Here is an 18903-nt window from a genome sequence, read left to right as displayed (position 1 = left end):
GTTTCATGCCTTATTTTTTCAACGTATTCATCGTATAATGCCCGCAAATATTTTTTCGCTTCTTGCGATTTTTTGGTTTTTCTATTGAGGAGTCCTACGTGGCCCAATATATTTATACGATGAACCGAGTGTCTAAAATGGTCCCGCCTAAGCGCGAAATCTTAAAAGACATCTCTTTGTCATTTTTCCCGGGTGCAAAAATTGGTGTACTTGGTTTAAACGGTGCAGGTAAATCGACCTTGCTTCGTATTATGGCGGGCGTAGACAAAGATTTCTCTGGTGAAGCGCGTGCGCAACCGGGTATCAAAATCGGTTACTTAGAACAAGAGCCGCCACTTGATCCAAATAAGGATGTTCGTGGAAACGTAGAAGATGGTTTACGTGAACCATTGGATGCTTTGGCGCGTTTGGACGAAGTATTTGCTGAATATGCAGCAGAAGATGCAGACTTTGATGCATTGGCAAAAGAGCAAGAAAAACTTGAAGCGATTATCCATTCATGGGATGCGCATAACCTTAGCAACCAAATGGATCAAGCTGCAGCTGCCTTGAATCTACCAGCTTGGGATGCGGATGTAAGCTTGCTTTCAGGTGGTGAGCGTCGTCGTGTTGCATTGTGTCGTTTGCTTTTATCTAAGCCAGACATGTTACTTCTAGACGAACCAACGAACCACTTGGATGCAGAATCGGTGTCTTGGTTAGAGCGTTTCTTGAAAGACTTTGCTGGCACGATTGTGGCGATTACGCACGACCGTTATTTCTTGGATAACGTGGCGGAATGGATTCTTGAGCTTGACCGCGGTATGGGTATTCCATATCAAGGCAACTATTCTTCTTGGTTAGAGCAGAAGAATGCGCGTCTAGAGCAAGAGAACAAACAAGAAGAATCTTTTGCTAAAGCATTGAAGAAAGAACTTGAATGGGTTCGTTCAAATGCCAAAGGTCAGCAAAAGAAAAACAAAGCGCGTATGGAGCGTTTTGAAGAGCTTAACTCACGCGAATTCCAACAGCGTAACGAAACTTCTGAAATCTATATTCCACCTGGCCCACGTCTAGGCAATAAAGTCGTAGAAGTGGAAGGCATCAGCAAATCATTTGATGGTCGCGTACTGTACGAAAACCTAAGCTTTACCGTACCGCCTACAGCAATTGTGGGTATCGTGGGTCCAAACGGTGCGGGTAAAACCACACTGTTCCGTATGATGACTGGTGAACAACAGCCAGATACAGGTACGGTGACTTTGGGTGAGTCGGTTAAAGTAGCGTATGTGGGTCAGATTCGTGACACCTTAGATAACAACAAAACCGTTTGGGAAGAAGTTTCTGGCGGTTTGGATATCTTAAGAATTGGCGATTATGAAATTGCATCACGTGCTTATATCGGTCGCTTTAACTTCAAAGGTCAAGACCAGCAGAAGCGTGTAGGTGAGTTGTCAGGTGGTGAGCGTAACCGTTTACAACTGGCGAAAATCTTGCAAATGGGCGCAAACGTGATCTTACTGGATGAGCCATCGAACGACTTGGATATCGAAACCTTACGTGCACTTGAGGATGCAATTCTTGTATTCCCAGGTACGGTAATGGTGGTGTCGCACGACCGTTGGTTCCTTGACCGTATTGCAACGCACATCTTGTCGTTTGAGAACGAACAGCCTGAATTCTACGAAGGTAACTATGCTGAATATGAAGCCTATCGTTTAGCGCGTTTAGGTGATGCTGCGGTTCAAAAACGGACCAAATACAAAAAAATTGGCGGTTAATTTCCCCGCATAAAAAAACCAGCCTTCGGGCTGGTTTTTTTATGCTTAGCAATTGCCGCTTAAGGCGTTTTAGGAGCATTCACTTGTAAGCTGATAATGGTGTAATACTGATTTTTAGGTTTTACTTTGGCATCGACTTTTTCGCTCACTTCAATCAGGTATTGCCCAGCTTGTGCAAACGTGAGTGTGGCATGGCCTTGTGCATCGACAGGTGTGCTTTTCGCTTGCTGCTCAAGCTCACCTTGAGCGCGAACCATGAGTTCTGCATGTGCGAGGGCTTTGCCTGCTTGAGTAATTTTCAGTTGTACAGGCTGTTGCACCGTAATTTCATTTGGATGGGTTTTGAAGTTGACTTGAATTGGGGCTGGTGTTATAGCAACAGGTGTGGTGCTGTCTTTGCTCACATAGCTTTGAATGCTCCATTCGCGAACCGTAGAGACCTTACTTGGCACTTTGCCTTTAAAGTCACTTGGTATGACATAGTCACGCTCGCTTAGGGCAGGGACTTTGTCTGCTGCGACATCGGCAAATATTTTCCATTGATGATTATGTTGTACATATTCAATTGGATATGAAGTTTTGGCAAAAATGGTATAGGTGCCTTTTTCTGGTAGTTTAAGATCAAATGTAGTTGCAGACTCTAAGTGCTTTTGTGCTTGAATCGTAGTCTGTGTTTGGTTTGGTTGGAAAACGCTGAACGAAATATCTTTTAGGGCATATTCAGGATGAAAGGCTTGTTCCGCATAGGCGCTCAATACAGGGACTTGGGTATTTTCAGTGTGATACGCCAGTGGAGCGACATAGGGTTCATGCGCTTGAGCCACTGAACAGAATAAGAGTGTGCAGAGTAGAGCGTTTTTCATAGAGACTAGGCCTAAAAATATTTCGTAAGATAAGGCTTTTGATTATATCGAGAAAAACTAACAGATGATAATAATTATTATTTATTCTTTGGGTGGATAAAAAGGGGGTGCATAGACTCCCCCTTTTGGATGCAGGTTCTAAGTTAAGGCTTAGATTTCCCACTCATGGTCGCACTCGCGACATTTCCATTTTTTCTGAGACTGCATGAAGCCTTGCATTGAAATCTTAAAATCAGGAAGGTCGCGGTAAAATAAGAAGCCTGCAATCACACACACGATGAAAACCACAACCGTTGCAATTTGTAATGTTGAGCCAGCGCCATTCCCGAATAGCCACATTGCGATGCTAATGAGCACCAAAAGTAATAATACAAAAATGGCTGGAACTAAAAAAACCAGACTTTTAGGCACGACAGGGCGTGTTGCTGGAGCCCCTGCTTGAGCAACAGGCATAATTTTTGGGCTTTGACATTGAGGACAACGATATTGCATTACAACTCCAAAATTTGAATCTATGCCGTATTCTAATCGGATTGGAGTAGAAAGCCAAAAAAGCGTGGTAATGAAGTGCTGATAATTTTGAGGCAATAAAAAACCCAAGTCATAATGCTTGGGTTTTTTACCAGATGTTGCCATCTTAAATATGGCGTCCCTACGGGGATTCGAACCCCGGTTACCGCCGTGAAAGGGCGATGTCCTAGGCCTCTAGACGATAGGGACTTATTGAGGCATCACGTTGAGTGGTTAACACCGTCTCTCTGTGTGAGCGCTATATTAGGGATATAACGCCCATGCGTCAACAAAAAAATCAATTAAGCTTCATCAACTGCGTCATTTTTCGGCAATTTTAGACTTTCATTGAGTTTTTCCCAAACTTTTGCTTCTTTTTTGCTTGGACCACCCACAATTTCAAGGGCATGGCGTAAGCGCGCGAAGGTTAAGTCAGGGCCAATGGTGACCATGGTTTGCATCACAGGGGTCGAAGCGGTTGAACCGGCAATCGCAATAAAGAACGCTGGCATAAAGTCACGGAGCTTAATTTCCATTTGGCTGGCTAAGTCCATCAAGGTTTGACTTACGGTGTCATTGTTCCATGTGAACATGCTTTCCAAACGCCAAATCGCAAATTGAAGACTTTGACGAACTTGTTCTTCGCTCATTTTCTTGCTTTCAAACTGTTCTTTAGTCAAGCTTGGGAACTGGTTAAAGTAATGCGCAGACCAGTTCACCGCTTCTGAAAGCAAGTTGATACGAGGTTGAATCGCTGCGGCGATGTCTTCGAGCATCTTACGATCGGCTTTCCATGCCAATAAAGTATCTAACAGTTCAGCAGGGCTTAAGCCTTTGATCCATTGACCATTGAGCCAATTCAGTTTTTCCACATCAAAAATTGGACCACCGAGGGATACACGTTGAATATCAAAGTGTTCAATCATCTCCACCAATGTGAATTTTTCGCGTTCATCTGGCATCGACCAGCCCATGCGGCCTAAGTAGTTCAACAAGGCTTCAGGCAAGACACCAATATTTTTGTAGTAATTAATAGAAGTTGGGTTCTTACGTTTCGACAGTTTTGATTTGTCTGGGTTACGTAATAATGGCATATGACCCAGTACAGGCATTTCCCAACCAAAGTATTGATACAGCAACTGATGTTTAGGTGCAGAAGGCAACCATTCTTCGCCACGGAAAACGTGGGTGATTTGCATCAAATGGTCATCGACAACATTGGCAAGGTGATAGGTCGGTAAACCATCTGTTTTAAGCAAGACTTGCATGTCCACTTGTGCCCAAGGGATTTCTACTTCCCCGCGCAGTAAGTCATTGACTGTACAAATGCCTTCTTCTGGCACTTTCATACGAATCACGTGTGGCTCACCTGCAGCAAGGCGGCTTTGGATTTCTTCAGCAGATAATTTTAAACCACGACCATCGTACTTTGGTGTTTCACCACGTGCCTGTTGTTCTGCACGCATTTGATCCAACTCTTCGCTCGTTGCAAAGCAGTAGAACGCATGACCTTTTTCAACCAAATCCAGTGCATATTGTTTATAAATATGCATGCGTTCAGACTGGCGATACGGTGCATGTGGCCCACCAATGTCTGGACCTTCAGACCAATTCAATCCTAACCAACGCAATGAATCTAAAATCATTTTTTCAGATTCAGGAGTCGAACGAAGTTGGTCGGTATCTTCAATCCGCAGAATAAATTCACCACCATGTTGCTTGGCATAGCATAAGTTAAATAACGCAATATACGCTGTGCCCACATGCGGGAAGCCAGTTGGAGAGGGTGCAATACGAGTACGAACAGTCATAGCCAATTATGATTCAGAATGTAAATTGAGGTCTATTATAACGAAAAAGCCCGACCACTTAATGCTTAATTCAACATTCAGTGATCAGGCTTTAGTACGCAAATGTCATAACTTGAGAGTGGTTACGACACTGTGGCTTATTTTTAGTTTAGAGGAACAATGATTGCACAAAACGGCTAAAGCGCTGGTTTTGTGTAGCAAAGAAATTTTGTGTCGGTGCAACTTTGATTGAGGTCATGATTTTTAAATCATTATCCGTCATCGTGGTTCGGTCACTGCCTTTTTGTTGACTGAGCGCTTTTTCAATCAACGATGTTTTCTCAGTGGGCATCGTCGCTTTGTCATTGCTTTGAATGGCTGCACTATGTCCCAGTTGGCTAAAACAAGCCAAGCCGATACTCAACGTAACGGTATGTAAAAATGTTGCTTTCATGTCCTTTTCCCCCCTCTCAACATGGTATTGGAACAGATTTTTATTAAAGTCATTGGTAATCTAGTTTCAATTTAACCGATTTCAAAAATAAAAAAGTAGAACTGTGTCACACAATTTACAAAATTATAAACAAATTTGGGCTAAATTGACATTTAAACATCAAATATAAATCATTTGGCTTTTTGTACCAAATAACTGTGGAGATAGCATGGAGATTTTGAGCTTGATCTGTGGAGGATGGATATGGGCTTATCCCTAGAAGTGCACAAAATAGTCCTTTTAGAGATATCTTTTTATCAGATATAAAAGCTATAATTAATTATAAATAGATGATTGTATTGATTTTTTGTTGTTTATATAGTGAGCAAATTCAGTTCGAGTATAAAGCAATGAAAAAAATATTAGCGACATCTATTTTAGTATTACTTGGGGGCTTTGCAGCCAGTGCTTATGCAGCAAAAGATTTTTTAAATGTGTCTTATGACCCGACCCGTGAGTTTTATCAAGAATATAACCAAGCCTTTGGACAGTATTGGAAAAGCAAAACTGGGCAGGAGGTCAACTTTAAGCAGTCTCATGGTGGATCGGGCAAGCAAGCACGTGCCGTTGCAACGGGTCTACAAGCAGATGTGGTGACCTTGGCCTTGGCCAATGATATTGATGAAATTGTGAATACTGGGCAAATTGATAAAAACTGGCAAAAAAAATTTCCAAATAATTCAGCACCTTATACTTCAACCATTGTTTTTTTAGTGCGTAAGGGTAATCTGAAACAAATTAAAGACTGGAATGATTTAACCAAGCCGGGGGTTGAGATCATTACCCCAAATCCAAAAACAGGCGGTGCGCCGCGTTGGATCTATTTATCGGCTTGGGGTTATGCATTAAAACAACCGGGAGGTAATGATACTAAAGCCAAAGAATTGGTGAAAAAACTTTATCAAAATGTCAAAGTCCTTGATTCTGGTGCTCGAGGTTCATTGACCACGTTTGCTGAACGAGGCATAGGTGATGTGTTGTTGTCTTGGGAAAATGAAGCTTTACTGGCAACCCAAGGCCTCGGTAAAGACAAATACGATATTGTTTATCCGTCTATTTCGATTTTAGCGGAACCGTCAGTTGCGATTGTGGACAAAACCGTGGACAAAAACGGCAATCGAAATTTGGCCAAGGGCTATTTAAACTATCTATATTCGCCAAAAGGGCAGGAGTTGGCGGCGAAGCATTTCTTCCGTCCACGAAATAAACAAGTGGCGACCAAATACCTTGCGCAGTTTCCAAAGCAAAAAACCTTTAATATTAATGATGTCTTCGGAGGGTGGGCCAAAGCGCAGAAAACTCACTTTGTAAATGGTGCGATCTTTGATCAAATTTATACTGAAAAATAAACGTGCTGTAGTTTGACGCGATCACGTTCGGACAAAAAAGTGGATATGCTCATATCCACTTTTATTATATTTTAAGCATAAAAATGTATATAATAAGAATAAGTAAAGTGTTTGCTATTATTTTAAATAAAAACAATTCATTAAGTCTTAGTGGTGTAAAAATAATGTGTATTTAAAAAACAAAAGTGAATTGCGATTTATGATTTTGTTTCATATATTTAGCATAATTCTTGATATTTAATTTAATACGCCATGAAAACGCATTTGAAATCTCTCTGGGCTGCTGCCGTAGTGGCAACAGGTCTGACATTTAGTATGACATCAGCTCAAGCGGCTGACCGTACTATGCTCAATGTCTCCTATGATGCAACACGTGAATTTTACGATGAGTTCAATAAATCCTTTGGTGCCTATTGGCAAAGTCGTACAGGACAAACGGTCGACTTTAAACAGTCACACGGTGGTTCAGGTAAACAAGCCCGTTCGGTCGTGGATGGTCTAAAAGGGGATGTGGTGACCTTGGCCTTAGCCAATGACATTGAAGAAATTGTCAAATCAGGTCAAATTCAGCCGGGTTGGCAAAAAGAGTTCCCAAATAACTCCGCACCTTATACGTCGACCATTGTGTTCATGGTACGCAAAGGCAACCCGAAAAAAATTAAAGATTGGTCTGATTTAACCAAACCGGGTGTGCAAATTATTACGCCTAATCCTAAAACAGGCGGTCTACCGCGTTGGGTGTATCTGTCTGCTTGGGGTTATGCACTGAAACAACCTGGCGGTAATGAGGCCAAAGCCAAAGAATTCGTGGGTAAAATGTACCATAACGTGAAAGTCATGGACTCTGCGGCACGGGCGTCTATGACCACCTTTGCAGAACGTCGTATTGGTGATGTGTTATTGACTTGGGAAAATGAAGCCTTAGTGACACAAAAAACTTTAGGTAAAAATCAGTTCGATATTGTTTATCCATCGATCTCGATTTTAACTGAGCCTTCGGTGGCAATCGTGGATAAGACCGTGGCGAAAAATGGCAACAAGTGGTTAGCACAGGGTTATATCAACTATTTATATTCACCACTGGGTCAGGAAATGGCGGCGAAACACTTCTATCGTCCACGTAATGCTGCGGTTTTAGAAAAATATAAAACGCAATTTCCACCGTTAAAAACCTTCACCATTGATGAGGTGTTTGGTGGTTGGGCCAATGCTCAAAAGACCCACTTTGTGAATGGGGCGACTTTCGACCAAATCTATAATAGCCGTAAATAATCCAGTTAATTATTTCAGCTGCTGCTTAAAAAGCCTCCCTTGGGAGGCTTTTTTGATAATGAATGCCGTTTAAAAACGGTTTTGTCTATGAAAAGTAATATTTCCCTACAAAAAGTCGTTTGGAGCTTTGTTAAAACAAGGTAATAATGTGCAGTTACATTTTTCCTTCCGATCATATTGAGTCTTTATGTCGCATATTTCTGTATTACTTCACGAAACTGTTGATGCTTTGGTAGCAGATCGCAATACAGGGATTTTCATTGATGGGACGTTTGGTCGTGGCGGACATACACGCTTGCTGTTGTCTAAGCTGGATGAAAATGCACGTGTCTATGGTTTTGATAAAGACCCGCAAGCACTGGAAACAGCCGCGATTTTAGAACAAGAAGATCCACGTTTTAAAATTATCCATGCCAGCTTTGCTGACCTTAAGCATGAGTTAGAAGTACGCGGCATTGGCTTGGTCGATGGGGTTATGGCCGATTTGGGCGTGTCTTCACCGCAGCTTGATCAGGCGGAGCGTGGCTTTAGTTTTATGAAAGATGGACCACTGGATATGCGTATGGACAATTCAAAAGGTCCAACTGCAGCGCAGTGGCTGGTCAATATTGAGGAAGAAGCGTTAGCCAATATTATTTTCCAATACGGTGAAGAGCGTTATAGCCGTCGTATTGCCAAAGCGATTAAAGCGGCTGGGTTGATTGAAACCACAGCGCAGTTGGCTGAAATTGTGAAAGTGGCGCACCCGAAATGGGAAAAAAATAAACATGCCGCAACACGAACTTTCCAAGCAATTCGTATTGCCATTAATAAAGAATTAGAAGATATTGAAGTTTTCCTACCGCAAGCGGTAGAAGTATTAAAACCGAATGGTCGCTTGGCTGTGATTAGCTTCCATTCGCTAGAAGATCGATTAATTAAACAATTTATTCAAAAAGAGTCGACACTTGAGGAAGACATGGGTTGGGGTATGCCACAACAACGACCAGATACACGTCGTTTAAAGAAAGTATCACGTGTGAAAGCAAGTGATGCCGAGGTTAAAGCCAATCCACGTTCACGTAGTGCATGGCTTAGAGTTGCAGAGCGCTTAGCACTTAAAGGCGAATAATGAAAACTGAAGTCGTTGAAAAAATTCCAACAAAGTTAAAGTTTAAGAAGCTGATTGCCTATGTCATTTTATTGGTGCTGGTGTTTATCAGTGCCATGATGGTGGTGTTCCAAGTGTTTGAATACCGTCATGACTATCGCGAAATGAGCTCTTTTATGCGCGAGCGTGATGACTTAAATGCAGAGTGGGGCCGTTTGCTGATTGAACAGCAAACTTTTGGCGCAACTGCACAAATTGGAACGCGGGCGGTGACGCAACTGCGGATGTATTCACCACCTGCGGCGCAAACCGTAGTGATTTCTTTACCCACGACTTCAGAAGACAAAAAATAAGGCCGCTGTAACATGGTAGAAAAGCGTAAACCCACTCGTAAAAAACAGCAAGCGGTGACTGAAAAATCGGCTCTACAGGTTGAAATGTGGCGCTTTTATCTCATGTGGGCGGTGGTTTTAGCTTGCTTTATTGCTTTGGTTGGACGTGCTTTTTACGTACAGGTCATCAATACCGAGTTTTTGCAAAACAAAGCCAATGCCAATATTTTAAGAACTGAAAAAATTAAGGCCATGCGCGGTGTGATTTATGACCGTCATGGTGTGCCTTTGGCGATCAGTACGCCGATTATGAAAGTGGTGATTGACCCACGTGATTATTTTGATAATAAAAAGCTGTTTGATGAAATTACCGCTGAATTAGCCAAAGATCCACACAATCGTAAATTGAAGCGTCAATTACCAGACAAAAACTTAAATCTGGATGAGTTGGCTGATGCCGTGGGCATGGATCGTGCGGAACTGAAGCGGAAACTGAATGAACGTCCGCGTTCGCGCTACTTGGTCTTAAAAAAAGAAGTGCCACCTCAGCAAGCTGAACTAATTGCGAAACGTGAGTTCCAAGGGGTGTATACCGAAAAGAACTACAAGCGTTACTATCCACAGCCACAACCGAATGCGCAAATTATTGGTTTGACCAACAGTGAGGGTTCGGGCATTGAAGGTTTAGAAATGCAGCTGAATCAACGCCTGTCGGGTATTGATGGTGAGCAGCAAATTGTTCGAGATAAAAAGGGCAATCGTTTTAAAGATGCAGAGGTAATTAAAGAAGTTGAGCCAGGCGAAAATATTACGCTCAGTATTGACTCGCGCCTTCAATACATTATGTACCGTGAACTGACCGCTGCTGGTGTAGCCAATAATGCACGTTCTGCAACAGCAATTGCGGTCGATGTGAAAACAGGTGAAATTTTAGCGATGGCGTCTTGGCCGTCGTATAACCCGAACGATAAAAATAGTTTGTCCAATAAAGACGCCATGCGTAACCGTGGTGCGGTTGACTCTTTCGAGCCGGGTTCAACCATGAAGCCTTTGACTATTTCAATGGCTTTGGAAAGCGGAAAATATATGCCGAATACAGTGGTCAATACCACTCCGGGCTCAATGCGAGTCGGTAACCACACCATCAGAGATACGCATAACTACGGTCCACTAACTTTGGGTGGGATTATTCAAAAATCGTCTAACGTGGGTGTGGCTAAAATTGCTTTGTCTCTCCCTTATGCAACTTTACCGACTTTTTATAAACGTCTCGGTTTTGGTCAGCGTTCTGCGGTTAAATTTCCGGGTGAAAGTGGTGGTTTAATTCTTCCGCCAAGTAAATGGAATGTATCGGAAGTCGCGACCATGGCGTATGGCTATGGCTTAAATGCGACTGTGCTGCAACTGGTGGATGCTTATGCCATGTTGGCTAACAAAGGTGTGAAAATGCCTTTGAGTTTGTATAAGTTAGATGCGCCGCCCCGTGGTGAACAAATGATTGATCCAAAAATTGCGGATCAAGTTTTGTTGATGATGGAAACGGCAACTTTACCGGGTGGTACCGCGACTCGTGCGACTATTCCGGGTTACCGGGTGGGGGGTAAAACGGGAACCGCGCATAAGTTACGTGCTGACCGTAAAGGTTACTCAACCAATGAATATCGTGCACTTTTTGCTGGTGTAGCACCAGTCAGCGACCCGCGTTTAGCGATGGTGGTTGTGGTCGAAAACCCGCAAGGGACCTACTATGGTGGTACGGTGTCTGCGCCTGTATTTGCCCGTGTTATGCAAGAATCCTTACGGTTAATGAACGTGCCTTTAGATAAACCTTTAGATGCTCCTGTAATCAAGAGATAGGTGATGAATGTCCATTACATTTCAACAACTCTACACCGCTAACTTCAGCGCTGGATGGATGGCACAGCCATTTCAAGGTTTTGTTCTTGATAGCCGTAAAGTACAGGCAGGGCAAATTTTTATTGCGCTGACATCACTTTCACAACCTGAAAAAACCGTGCAGTTTGCACAAATAGCCTTGGATAAAGGGGCTTTAGCGGTGGTGAGTGAAACTGAGCTTGCACTTGAAAACAGTATTGTGGTGCCGAATGTGCGTCACTTGATGGGAGGCTGGCAAAAGCAATTTTTGTTGGCCACTAGCCAAGTCCAGCCTGCTCGTATTTTAGCGGTGACAGGAACCAATGGTAAAACCACCATTTCTCGTTTGGTTGCTGAACTGTTGATGTTGCAAGGTCAGTCTTGTGCTGTGATGGGCACGACAGGTAATGGCATTTTACCGAATTTAGAAGCATCGTCGCATACCACCTTGGATGCGCTGCACTTACAAAATGCACTGCATAGCTATGCCAAGCAAGGGGCTGAATTTGCATCGATTGAAGCCTCTTCACATGGTTTGGAACAAGGCCGTTTAGCGGGCAGTGAAATTGAAATTGCTGCGTATAGCAACTTAAGTCGCGACCATTTGGACTACCATGGCACGCTTGAGGCCTATGCCGAAGCTAAATCTCGCTTGTTTCAATTTCCATCATTGAAAGTTGCAGTCATCAATCTGGATGATGAGTATGCTGGAGTTATGATTCAAGCGGCACAAAATAATCCAGCCCAACCGAAAATTTTAACCTATTCAACCACGCAGCCTGCTGACTATCAGGTGAAGAATATTCAATATAGCCTGACGGGTGCAAACTTTAGCCTGTGTACGGCACAGGCCGAATATCAGGTGCAGAACCCATTATTGGGTCATTTTAATATTGAAAATTTGGTCGCAAGTTTAATTGTAGTTGAACAAGCGGGTTTTGATTTAGCCGATGTGGTTGCTACGACAGCACAGCTCAAGGGTGCACCAGGTCGTATGCAAGTGATTCGTGATGATGCGCGTTTGTTTGTGGTTGATTATGCGCATACGCCTGACGCTCTGGTGCAAGTCTTAAGCACGTTGAAGCGCCATGTGGAACAGCAACTCTGGGCAGTATTTGGCTGTGGTGGAGACCGCGATCGTGGCAAACGGCCACTCATGACCCAAGCTGCTTTAAATGGAGCGGATGTGGTGTTGTTGACTTCAGATAACCCACGTACAGAAAATCCTGATCAAATTTTTGCCGATATGAAAGCAGGTGTTGATTTCTCAAACCGTGTGGTTCATGAAATCCATGATCGTCGTGAAGCGATTAAATTTGCCGTTCAACAGGCTCAAGCGGGTGATATTATCGTGATTGCCGGTAAAGGTCATGAAAACTATCAAGAAATAGAGGGTGTTCGGCATTGGTTTGACGATGTCGTCGAAGTGCAATCCGCGATTGATGCACAGCACCACACTATTGATTCTGCTTATCTTGCACACTAAGGAAGTCGTATGCATACCTCAACAACTAGCACAGTGCCTTTAGTGTCATGGACCGCCGCACAGTTACTCGAAGCCACCCAAGGTTATTGGCTAAATGATCAAGCGCCAAATACTGAAATTAAGCGTATTTTGACGGATTCACGTGATGCAGAAGCAGGAGATGCTTTCTTGGCACTCAAAGGCGAACGTTTTGATGCACATGCTTTTATTACGCAAGTTGCTGAACAAGGTTGCCAAGTGGCCATTGTGAGTCAGCCTATAGAGGCAGAGATTTGTCAGTTGGTGGTGCCTGATACACGTTTGGCATTGGGACAGTTGGGGGCTTATCGCCGTGCACAAAACCCACAGCTAAAAGTGATTGCGCTGACGGGTAGTAGTGGTAAAACCACCACCAAAGAAATGTTAGGCAGTATTTTGTCACGTATAGCACCAACGTTGGTGACCCGTGGCAATCTGAATAACGACTTGGGTGTGCCAGTCATGTTATTGGAATTATGTCCTGAGCATCAATATGCAGTGATGGAGTTGGGTGCAAGCCATCAAGGTGAAATTGACTATACTTCGAATTTGGTCCAGCCCTTGGTTGCAGGCATTATCAATATTGGTACAGCACACTTGGGTGAGTTTGGTGGACGCGATGGCATCTGCCGTGCCAAGTCTGAGATTTATGCGCATATTGCCCCAAATGGGACATCTATTGTTCCTGCGGCTGATGATTTTGCCGATAGTATTCGTCAAGCAGTACAAACTGAACAGATGCTCAGTTTTGGTGCGGGTGGTGAAATCTTTGCCACTGAGATTGAGTTACAGGCACAATCGGCAACGTTTAAGTTGAATACCCCGCAAGGCGTGCGTCAGGTGAATTTACCATTTGCTGGGGAGCATAATGTTCAAAATGCAACCGCTGCGGCAGCTTTTGCTTTAGCGATTGGTATTAGCTTGGATGATATCGTGCTTGGCCTTGAGCAAGCGGTCGGTGCAAAAGGGCGTTTGAACTTTATTCAACAAGGCCGTCATTTGTTGATTGATGATACCTATAATGCCAACCCAACTTCTATGCGTGCCGCTGCTGAAGTGCTTGCACAGCAAGAGGGGGTTCGAGTGATGGTGATGGGTGATATCGGTGAGCTAGGTAGCTCTGCTGCACAGCAGCACTATATGCTGGGGCGTGATTTGGTCTCGGTGAAAGGGCTGAACTTCGTGGTGGCTGTCGGTGAATTTGCACCTGCTGCACAAGAAGGCGCACGCAGCACCCAATATGGCAAAAAAATGCAGGCTTTTTTAACTCAAGAGCAGGCTTTGCCGTTCTTACTCAGTTTAATTGAAACACATCAACCCCAGTCTATGAGTTTCCTGTTTAAAGGTTCTCGTTATACCCATATGGAAACGTTGATGGCTGATTTGATGGAGAAACTCTAAATGTTGTTATGGTTATTTGAACAACTGGCGGGCTACCATAGTTCGTTTCAGGTGGTTCGTTATTTAACATTGCGTTCCTTGCTCAGTGTTTTAACCGCACTGACCATTGGTCTAGTGCTCGGTCCTGTGATGATTCGCAAGTTGCAAGCACTCAAATATGGTCAAGCCGTGAGTTCATATGCTCCTGAAAATCATGCCAAAAAAATGGGTACACCAACCATGGGTGGTGTGTTGATCTTACTCTCAATTGGTATCTCTACACTGTTGTGGGCAGACTTATCCAACCCTTATGTATGGATTGTCTTGGCAGTGATGGTGATTTTTGGTGCAGTGGGTTGGGCCGATGACTGGATCAAGATTCGCTATAAAGACAATGCCGGCTTACCTGCCCGTAAAAAGTTCTTCTGGACGTCGCTTGCGTCACTGGGCGCAGGTATTGCGCTGTATGTAATTGCGCAACAACAGAGCAATCCTGTACATACCGCAAATATGCTGGATCTGCTGATTCCATTTTTTAAAGATTTAAGTATTCCTTTGTCGCTGATCCCGTTGGGTATTGGTTTTATCATTTTCACCTATTTGGTGATTAATGGTGCATCAAATGCCGTGAACCTCACTGATGGTTTGGATGGTTTAGCGATTATGCCTGTGGTACTGGTTGCAGCGGGTTTAGGCGTATTTGCATATCTGGCTGGTGATGTCCGTTTTGCCAATTATTTACATATTCCTTATGTACGATTTGCCTCTGAATTAGTGGTGATTTGTGCAGCCATGATTGGCGCGGGTCTAGCCTTCCTCTGGTTTAATGCGCACCCTGCGCAGGTTTTCATGGGCGATGTGGGTGCATTATCATTGGGCGCAATGCTCGGTACAATTGCGGTCATGGTTCGTCAGGAAATTGTCTTTGCCATTATGGCTGGTGTGTTCTTGGTCGAAGCGATTTCAGTCTTCTTGCAAATTGGTTCTCTCAGAATGCGCAATAAACGCGTATTCCTGATGGCGCCATTACACCACCATTATGAGAAAAAAGGCTGGCGTGAAACCCAAGTGGTGATTCGTTTCTGGATTATCACAATTATGCTGGTAGTTTTAGGGCTAATGACCTTAAAATTGCGTTAAGCAAAAAGTATGAAAAGAGTCGGTATTTGCCGGCTTTTTTTATGCCTGAGGTAATGTCTTGGAGAAAATAATGAATCTGCTCATGTGTCCTGTGTGTCGTGAGGCTTTAACTTTAAACGAAAGAACATGGCGCTGTGCGAATTCACATAGTTATGATGTGGCGAAACAAGGCTACGTCAATCTGCATGTTGTTCAACACAAGCACAGCAAAAATCCGGGGGATACACCTGAGTCGGTACAAGCCCGCCGTGCATTCTTAAGTGCAGGTCATTATGCGCCACTACAGCAAGCAGTGATCAATAAGGTGCGTGAGTTACGCATTGAAAATTTACTTGATATCGGCTGTGGTGAAGGCTATTACACCGATGCGATGCAGGCTGAAGTGCTGCAATGTGTCGGTGTAGATATTGCAAAAAATGCGGTTCAAGTGGCTGCGAAAATCAATAAAAATATCACGTGGGTGGTGGGTACGGGAGCAACTTTACCCGTGTTGGATCAATCGATTGATCTGTGTAGTAGTTTGTTTAGCCCGATTCCAAAACAAGAGATTTTAAGGGTGCTCAAGCCGCAAGGATATTTGTTGGTGGTGACGCCTGCGCCTCAGCATTTATATGCAATGCGTGAGGCTTTGTTCGAAGAGGTGAAGCCGCATGAACCGAGCAAATTTGTAGAGCAGTTGAGTGATGCGTTTGATTTGGTGAGTGATGATGTTGTCGATGCTGAATTTAAGCTTAATCAGCAGGACTTAAAAAACCTGATTGCCATGACCCCTTATGCCTATAAAGCAAAACAAGAGCGCCGTGAAGCTTTAGAGTCGCAAGCAGCTTTTGACTTACAAGCACAGTATCAAATTTTACTGTTTCAGAAAAAAGCATGAGTATAAAAAAGCCCGCATCTGCGGGCTTTTATTATTGGACTTGATCAATTAAATGATCGAGCGCATCTGATTTAGGTTTCGGTTGTTCTTTGGGTGCTTGCATGGTGGGTGGAGTACTATTCTTTGGAACCAGTGTTTCCTCTTCACCTGGCAAATCATCAAAGTCACGCTCAGGAGCACGTGGAACCACCACTGGTGCAGGGCGATACAACGGCTGCGCCAAAGGTGGGGTTGGTCCTAAGTTGCTCTGAGGTGTTTCTTTCTGATGGCGTTGAATCGGTGCTTTGGCTTTAGCGTCGAGTTGAACCCAAGCCGAAGGCGTGCCTTGTAAGGCTTTGGCCATGAAGTCTGTCCAAATCGGGAGCGCAGCCACACCGCCGTATTCGCGGCGTCCCAAAGTTGTTGGTTGGTCGAAACCGACCCACGCTACGGTCACCAATTTGCCATTAAAGCCGGCAAACCAAGCATCTTTTGCATCATTGGTGGTTCCTGTTTTTCCGCCCAAGTCATCTCGTCCAATACGCAATGCAGCACGGCCTGTACCATGTTGAATCACGTCTTTTAAAATATTCGCCATATCATAAGCAGAGCTGGATTTTAAAATACGTTGCGCTTGACGATAGTCACTGTTGATCTCAACAGGATTTGCCGATTTTTCAGCAGGGTTTAGATCTTGGTTGGTGACTTCAATTACTTCATCATCAGGCGTGATGGTGTCAGCAGACTGAGGATTTGATTCTAATTGAGAGATACAACTGATACATGCATATTCAGGGTTGTTCTGATAAATGACTTTGCCATAGGCATCTTCAATACGATTGATGAAATGTGGTTGAATGCGATAACCGCCATTGGCAAAGGCTGAGTAACCTGTGGCCATTTGAATCGGTAAAACCTGAGGTGTTCCGAGGGCAATGGTGTAGTTACGCGGAATCTGTTCATCAGTTAAGCCAAAGTCCATGAACAATTGACGTGTACGTTCAATGCCCACGGTTTGCAGGAGTCGAACTGACACGGTGTTGCGCGATAAATATAGTGCACGACGCAGGGGAATCATACCTAAATAGCGACCATCGGCATTACGTGGTGACCATTTCCCAATGGTGATCGGGCTGTCATTGACCATGCTATACGGTGTCATACCGCGCTCTAAAGCGAGTGCATAGACAAAGGGTTTAATAATCGAACCTGGTTGGCGCCAGCCTTGTGTGGTTCGGTTAAATTTAGATTGATAAAAATTATAACCACCAACCAATGCTTCTACAGCGCCATTGTTTGGGTTAAGTGCAATCAGCTGACCCTGAACTTTAGGCAGTTGCACCAAAGCCCATGAGGTTTTGTTGTCATTGGGGCGCAGACGTACAATGTCTTTTACTTTAACAATCTGAGATGCTCTTGATGGTGCACCGCCTACGGCATTCGCGTTGCGATAAGGACGTGTCCAAGACATGCCAGACCATGGTACGGTTACCGTTGAGCCATCTTGCATTAAGGCATCAAAACTATTTTGATTGACACGGGTAACTTCGGCAGGGAAGGTGTTGGCAAATGCACTAAAGCTACTTAAGGGTTTGTCATGAGCTTCCGCACCACGCCAACCATGACGACGGTCATAGGCTTCTAAACCATCTTGTACCGCTTGTTCGGCATAGGCTTGGCGTTCACTGTTGATGGTGGTGTAAACCTTATAACCAGAGTCAATCGCGTGCTCGCCGAACTTTTCAATCAGTTCGCTACGGACCATTTCACCGATGTAGGGAAATCGGTTGCTTACCCCGCGGTCAGGCATATCGAGGTTAATTGGTTCTGCAATGCCTTTTTCATATTGGCTTTGGTTAATGTAGCCTAGCTGGAGCATACGACCCAAAATCCAGTTACGACGTTCTAAAGCACGTTCGGGGTTGACCACTGGATTGTATTTAGAGGGCGCTTTAGGCAGACCTGCTATCATCGCCATTTGTGCAATGCTGAGTTCGTCTAAGCTTTTGTTGTAGTAAATTTTAGCTGCCGCTGCGATACCGTAGGCATTTTTACCCAAGAAAATCTTATTGACGTAGAGGGTTAAGATTTCCTCTTTCGTTAAATTTTGTTCAATTTTTCGGGCTAGAAAAACCTCAGTCAACTTACGTTTTAACGTACGCTCGGGACTGAGATAATAGTTTTTTGCCACTTGCATGGTGATGGTCGAGCCACCCGTTTGGACGTTTGACCCAGTAATACTTTCACTGACTGCACGTCCTAAACCTTTAAAACTGATACCACTATGCTCAAAAAAAGAAGAATCTTCCGCCGCTAAGAAGGCATGAATAAAACTTCGTGGGATCTGATCGTAATCTACGGGTACAGATAGCTTGCCACCGTATTCCGAAATGAGTTGGTTATCCGCACTATAAACTTGTAAAGGTTTTAGTAATGGCGCCTTTTTTAGAGTTGTCATTTGCGGCAAAGATGGGGCAATATAGAGATACATGCCATAAAAACCCATTGGAATTGAGACCAACATTATAATAATGATCAAAAAAAATGGATGAACACGGCCCGAACAAGATAGCTTTTTCATAACAAGTAAGTTTTAATAAGAGCTAATGGCAAACTAATTAGCGGTCAGTATATCCTGTACACATACGGAATGTTAGATGAGTTATTGTATCCGTATAAAATTATAGAC

The 18903-nt window shown here is 43.8% G+C and carries 15 protein-coding genes and 1 tRNA gene; 10 read left to right on the top strand and 6 right to left on the bottom strand.

What is annotated here, in order from left to right; translation table 11 throughout:
- Nucleotides 1-98 precede the first annotated feature (98 nt).
- A complete protein-coding gene (gene ettA / locus F946_RS01195; protein WP_004978114.1) occupies nucleotides 99-1760 on the top strand; it encodes an energy-dependent translational throttle protein EttA in 1662 nt (553 codons plus the stop codon).
- 59 nt (nucleotides 1761-1819) lie between these two features.
- Here the strand turns inward: ettA and F946_RS01190 are convergent, their stop codons facing one another.
- The 5 genes from F946_RS01190 to F946_RS01170 form a co-directional block, all read right to left on the bottom strand.
- Nucleotides 1820-2623, bottom strand: coding sequence for a DUF4198 domain-containing protein (locus F946_RS01190; RefSeq protein ID WP_004978113.1), 804 nt, complete (start codon nucleotides 2621-2623; stop codon nucleotides 1820-1822).
- Between the two features lie 150 nt (nucleotides 2624-2773).
- On the bottom strand, nucleotides 2774-3115 hold the full coding sequence (locus tag F946_RS01185) for a hypothetical protein (protein WP_004978109.1): 342 nt from the start codon (nucleotides 3113-3115) through the stop codon (nucleotides 2774-2776).
- A 152-nt stretch (nucleotides 3116-3267) separates the two neighbouring features.
- Nucleotides 3268-3343, bottom strand: a tRNA-Glu gene (locus F946_RS01180).
- A 92-nt stretch (nucleotides 3344-3435) separates the two neighbouring features.
- Nucleotides 3436-4944: a glutamate--tRNA ligase gene (gltX, locus tag F946_RS01175; RefSeq protein ID WP_004978108.1), complete on the bottom strand. Its 1509-nt coding sequence runs from the start codon at nucleotides 4942-4944 to the stop codon at nucleotides 3436-3438.
- Nucleotides 4945-5092: 148 nt separating this feature from the next.
- Entirely contained in the window at nucleotides 5093-5377 is a 285-nt protein-coding gene (locus tag F946_RS01170; RefSeq protein ID WP_004978106.1) for a hypothetical protein, read from the bottom strand.
- Between the two features lie 389 nt (nucleotides 5378-5766).
- Between F946_RS01170 and F946_RS01165 the strand changes: the two genes are divergently transcribed.
- From F946_RS01165 to F946_RS01125, 9 genes are all read left to right on the top strand, one after another.
- The gene (locus F946_RS01165; RefSeq protein ID WP_035326286.1) at nucleotides 5767-6765 is read left to right on the top strand and encodes a sulfate ABC transporter substrate-binding protein; all 999 of its coding nucleotides are present in this window, start codon (nucleotides 5767-5769) and stop codon (nucleotides 6763-6765) included.
- 252 nt (nucleotides 6766-7017) lie between these two features.
- Complete coding sequence (locus F946_RS01160; protein WP_004978102.1) at nucleotides 7018-8037, top strand: sulfate ABC transporter substrate-binding protein; 1020 nt, start codon at nucleotides 7018-7020, stop codon at nucleotides 8035-8037.
- Between the two features lie 187 nt (nucleotides 8038-8224).
- Entirely contained in the window at nucleotides 8225-9148 is a 924-nt protein-coding gene (gene rsmH / locus F946_RS01155; protein ID WP_004978100.1) for a 16S rRNA (cytosine(1402)-N(4))-methyltransferase RsmH, read from the top strand.
- Nucleotides 9148-9480, top strand: a complete 333-nt coding sequence (ftsL, locus tag F946_RS01150; RefSeq protein ID WP_004691506.1) for a cell division protein FtsL — start codon at nucleotides 9148-9150, stop codon at nucleotides 9478-9480. The genes rsmH and ftsL overlap by 1 nt, the downstream gene beginning before the upstream one ends.
- Before the next feature lie 12 nt (nucleotides 9481-9492).
- The gene (gene ftsI / locus F946_RS01145; protein WP_004978097.1) at nucleotides 9493-11316 is read left to right on the top strand and encodes a penicillin-binding protein PBP3; all 1824 of its coding nucleotides are present in this window, start codon (nucleotides 9493-9495) and stop codon (nucleotides 11314-11316) included.
- A 7-nt stretch (nucleotides 11317-11323) separates the two neighbouring features.
- Nucleotides 11324-12820 carry a UDP-N-acetylmuramoyl-L-alanyl-D-glutamate--2,6-diaminopimelate ligase gene (locus F946_RS01140; protein ID WP_004978095.1) on the top strand — a complete coding sequence of 499 codons (1497 nt, stop codon included), beginning with the start codon at nucleotides 11324-11326 and terminating at the stop codon, nucleotides 12818-12820.
- 9 nt (nucleotides 12821-12829) lie between these two features.
- Complete coding sequence (locus F946_RS01135) at nucleotides 12830-14239, top strand: UDP-N-acetylmuramoyl-tripeptide--D-alanyl-D-alanine ligase (protein WP_004978092.1); 1410 nt, start codon at nucleotides 12830-12832, stop codon at nucleotides 14237-14239.
- A complete protein-coding gene (mraY, locus tag F946_RS01130; RefSeq protein WP_004978090.1) occupies nucleotides 14240-15358 on the top strand; it encodes a phospho-N-acetylmuramoyl-pentapeptide-transferase in 1119 nt (372 codons plus the stop codon).
- 70 nt (nucleotides 15359-15428) lie between these two features.
- Nucleotides 15429-16235: a putative RNA methyltransferase gene (locus tag F946_RS01125; RefSeq protein WP_004978089.1), complete on the top strand. Its 807-nt coding sequence runs from the start codon at nucleotides 15429-15431 to the stop codon at nucleotides 16233-16235.
- A gap of 31 nt (nucleotides 16236-16266) precedes the next feature.
- On the opposite strand, the gene ponA is transcribed toward F946_RS01125, so the two are convergent.
- On the bottom strand, nucleotides 16267-18795 hold the full coding sequence (gene ponA / locus F946_RS01120) for a penicillin-binding protein PBP1a (protein WP_004978087.1): 2529 nt from the start codon (nucleotides 18793-18795) through the stop codon (nucleotides 16267-16269).
- Between the last annotated feature and the right edge of the window lie 108 nt (nucleotides 18796-18903).

This window comes from Acinetobacter johnsonii ANC 3681 (genome assembly GCF_000368805.1).
Lineage (GTDB): Bacteria > Pseudomonadota > Gammaproteobacteria > Pseudomonadales > Moraxellaceae > Acinetobacter > Acinetobacter johnsonii.
This window is presented reverse-complemented; position numbering and strand designations above follow the sequence as displayed.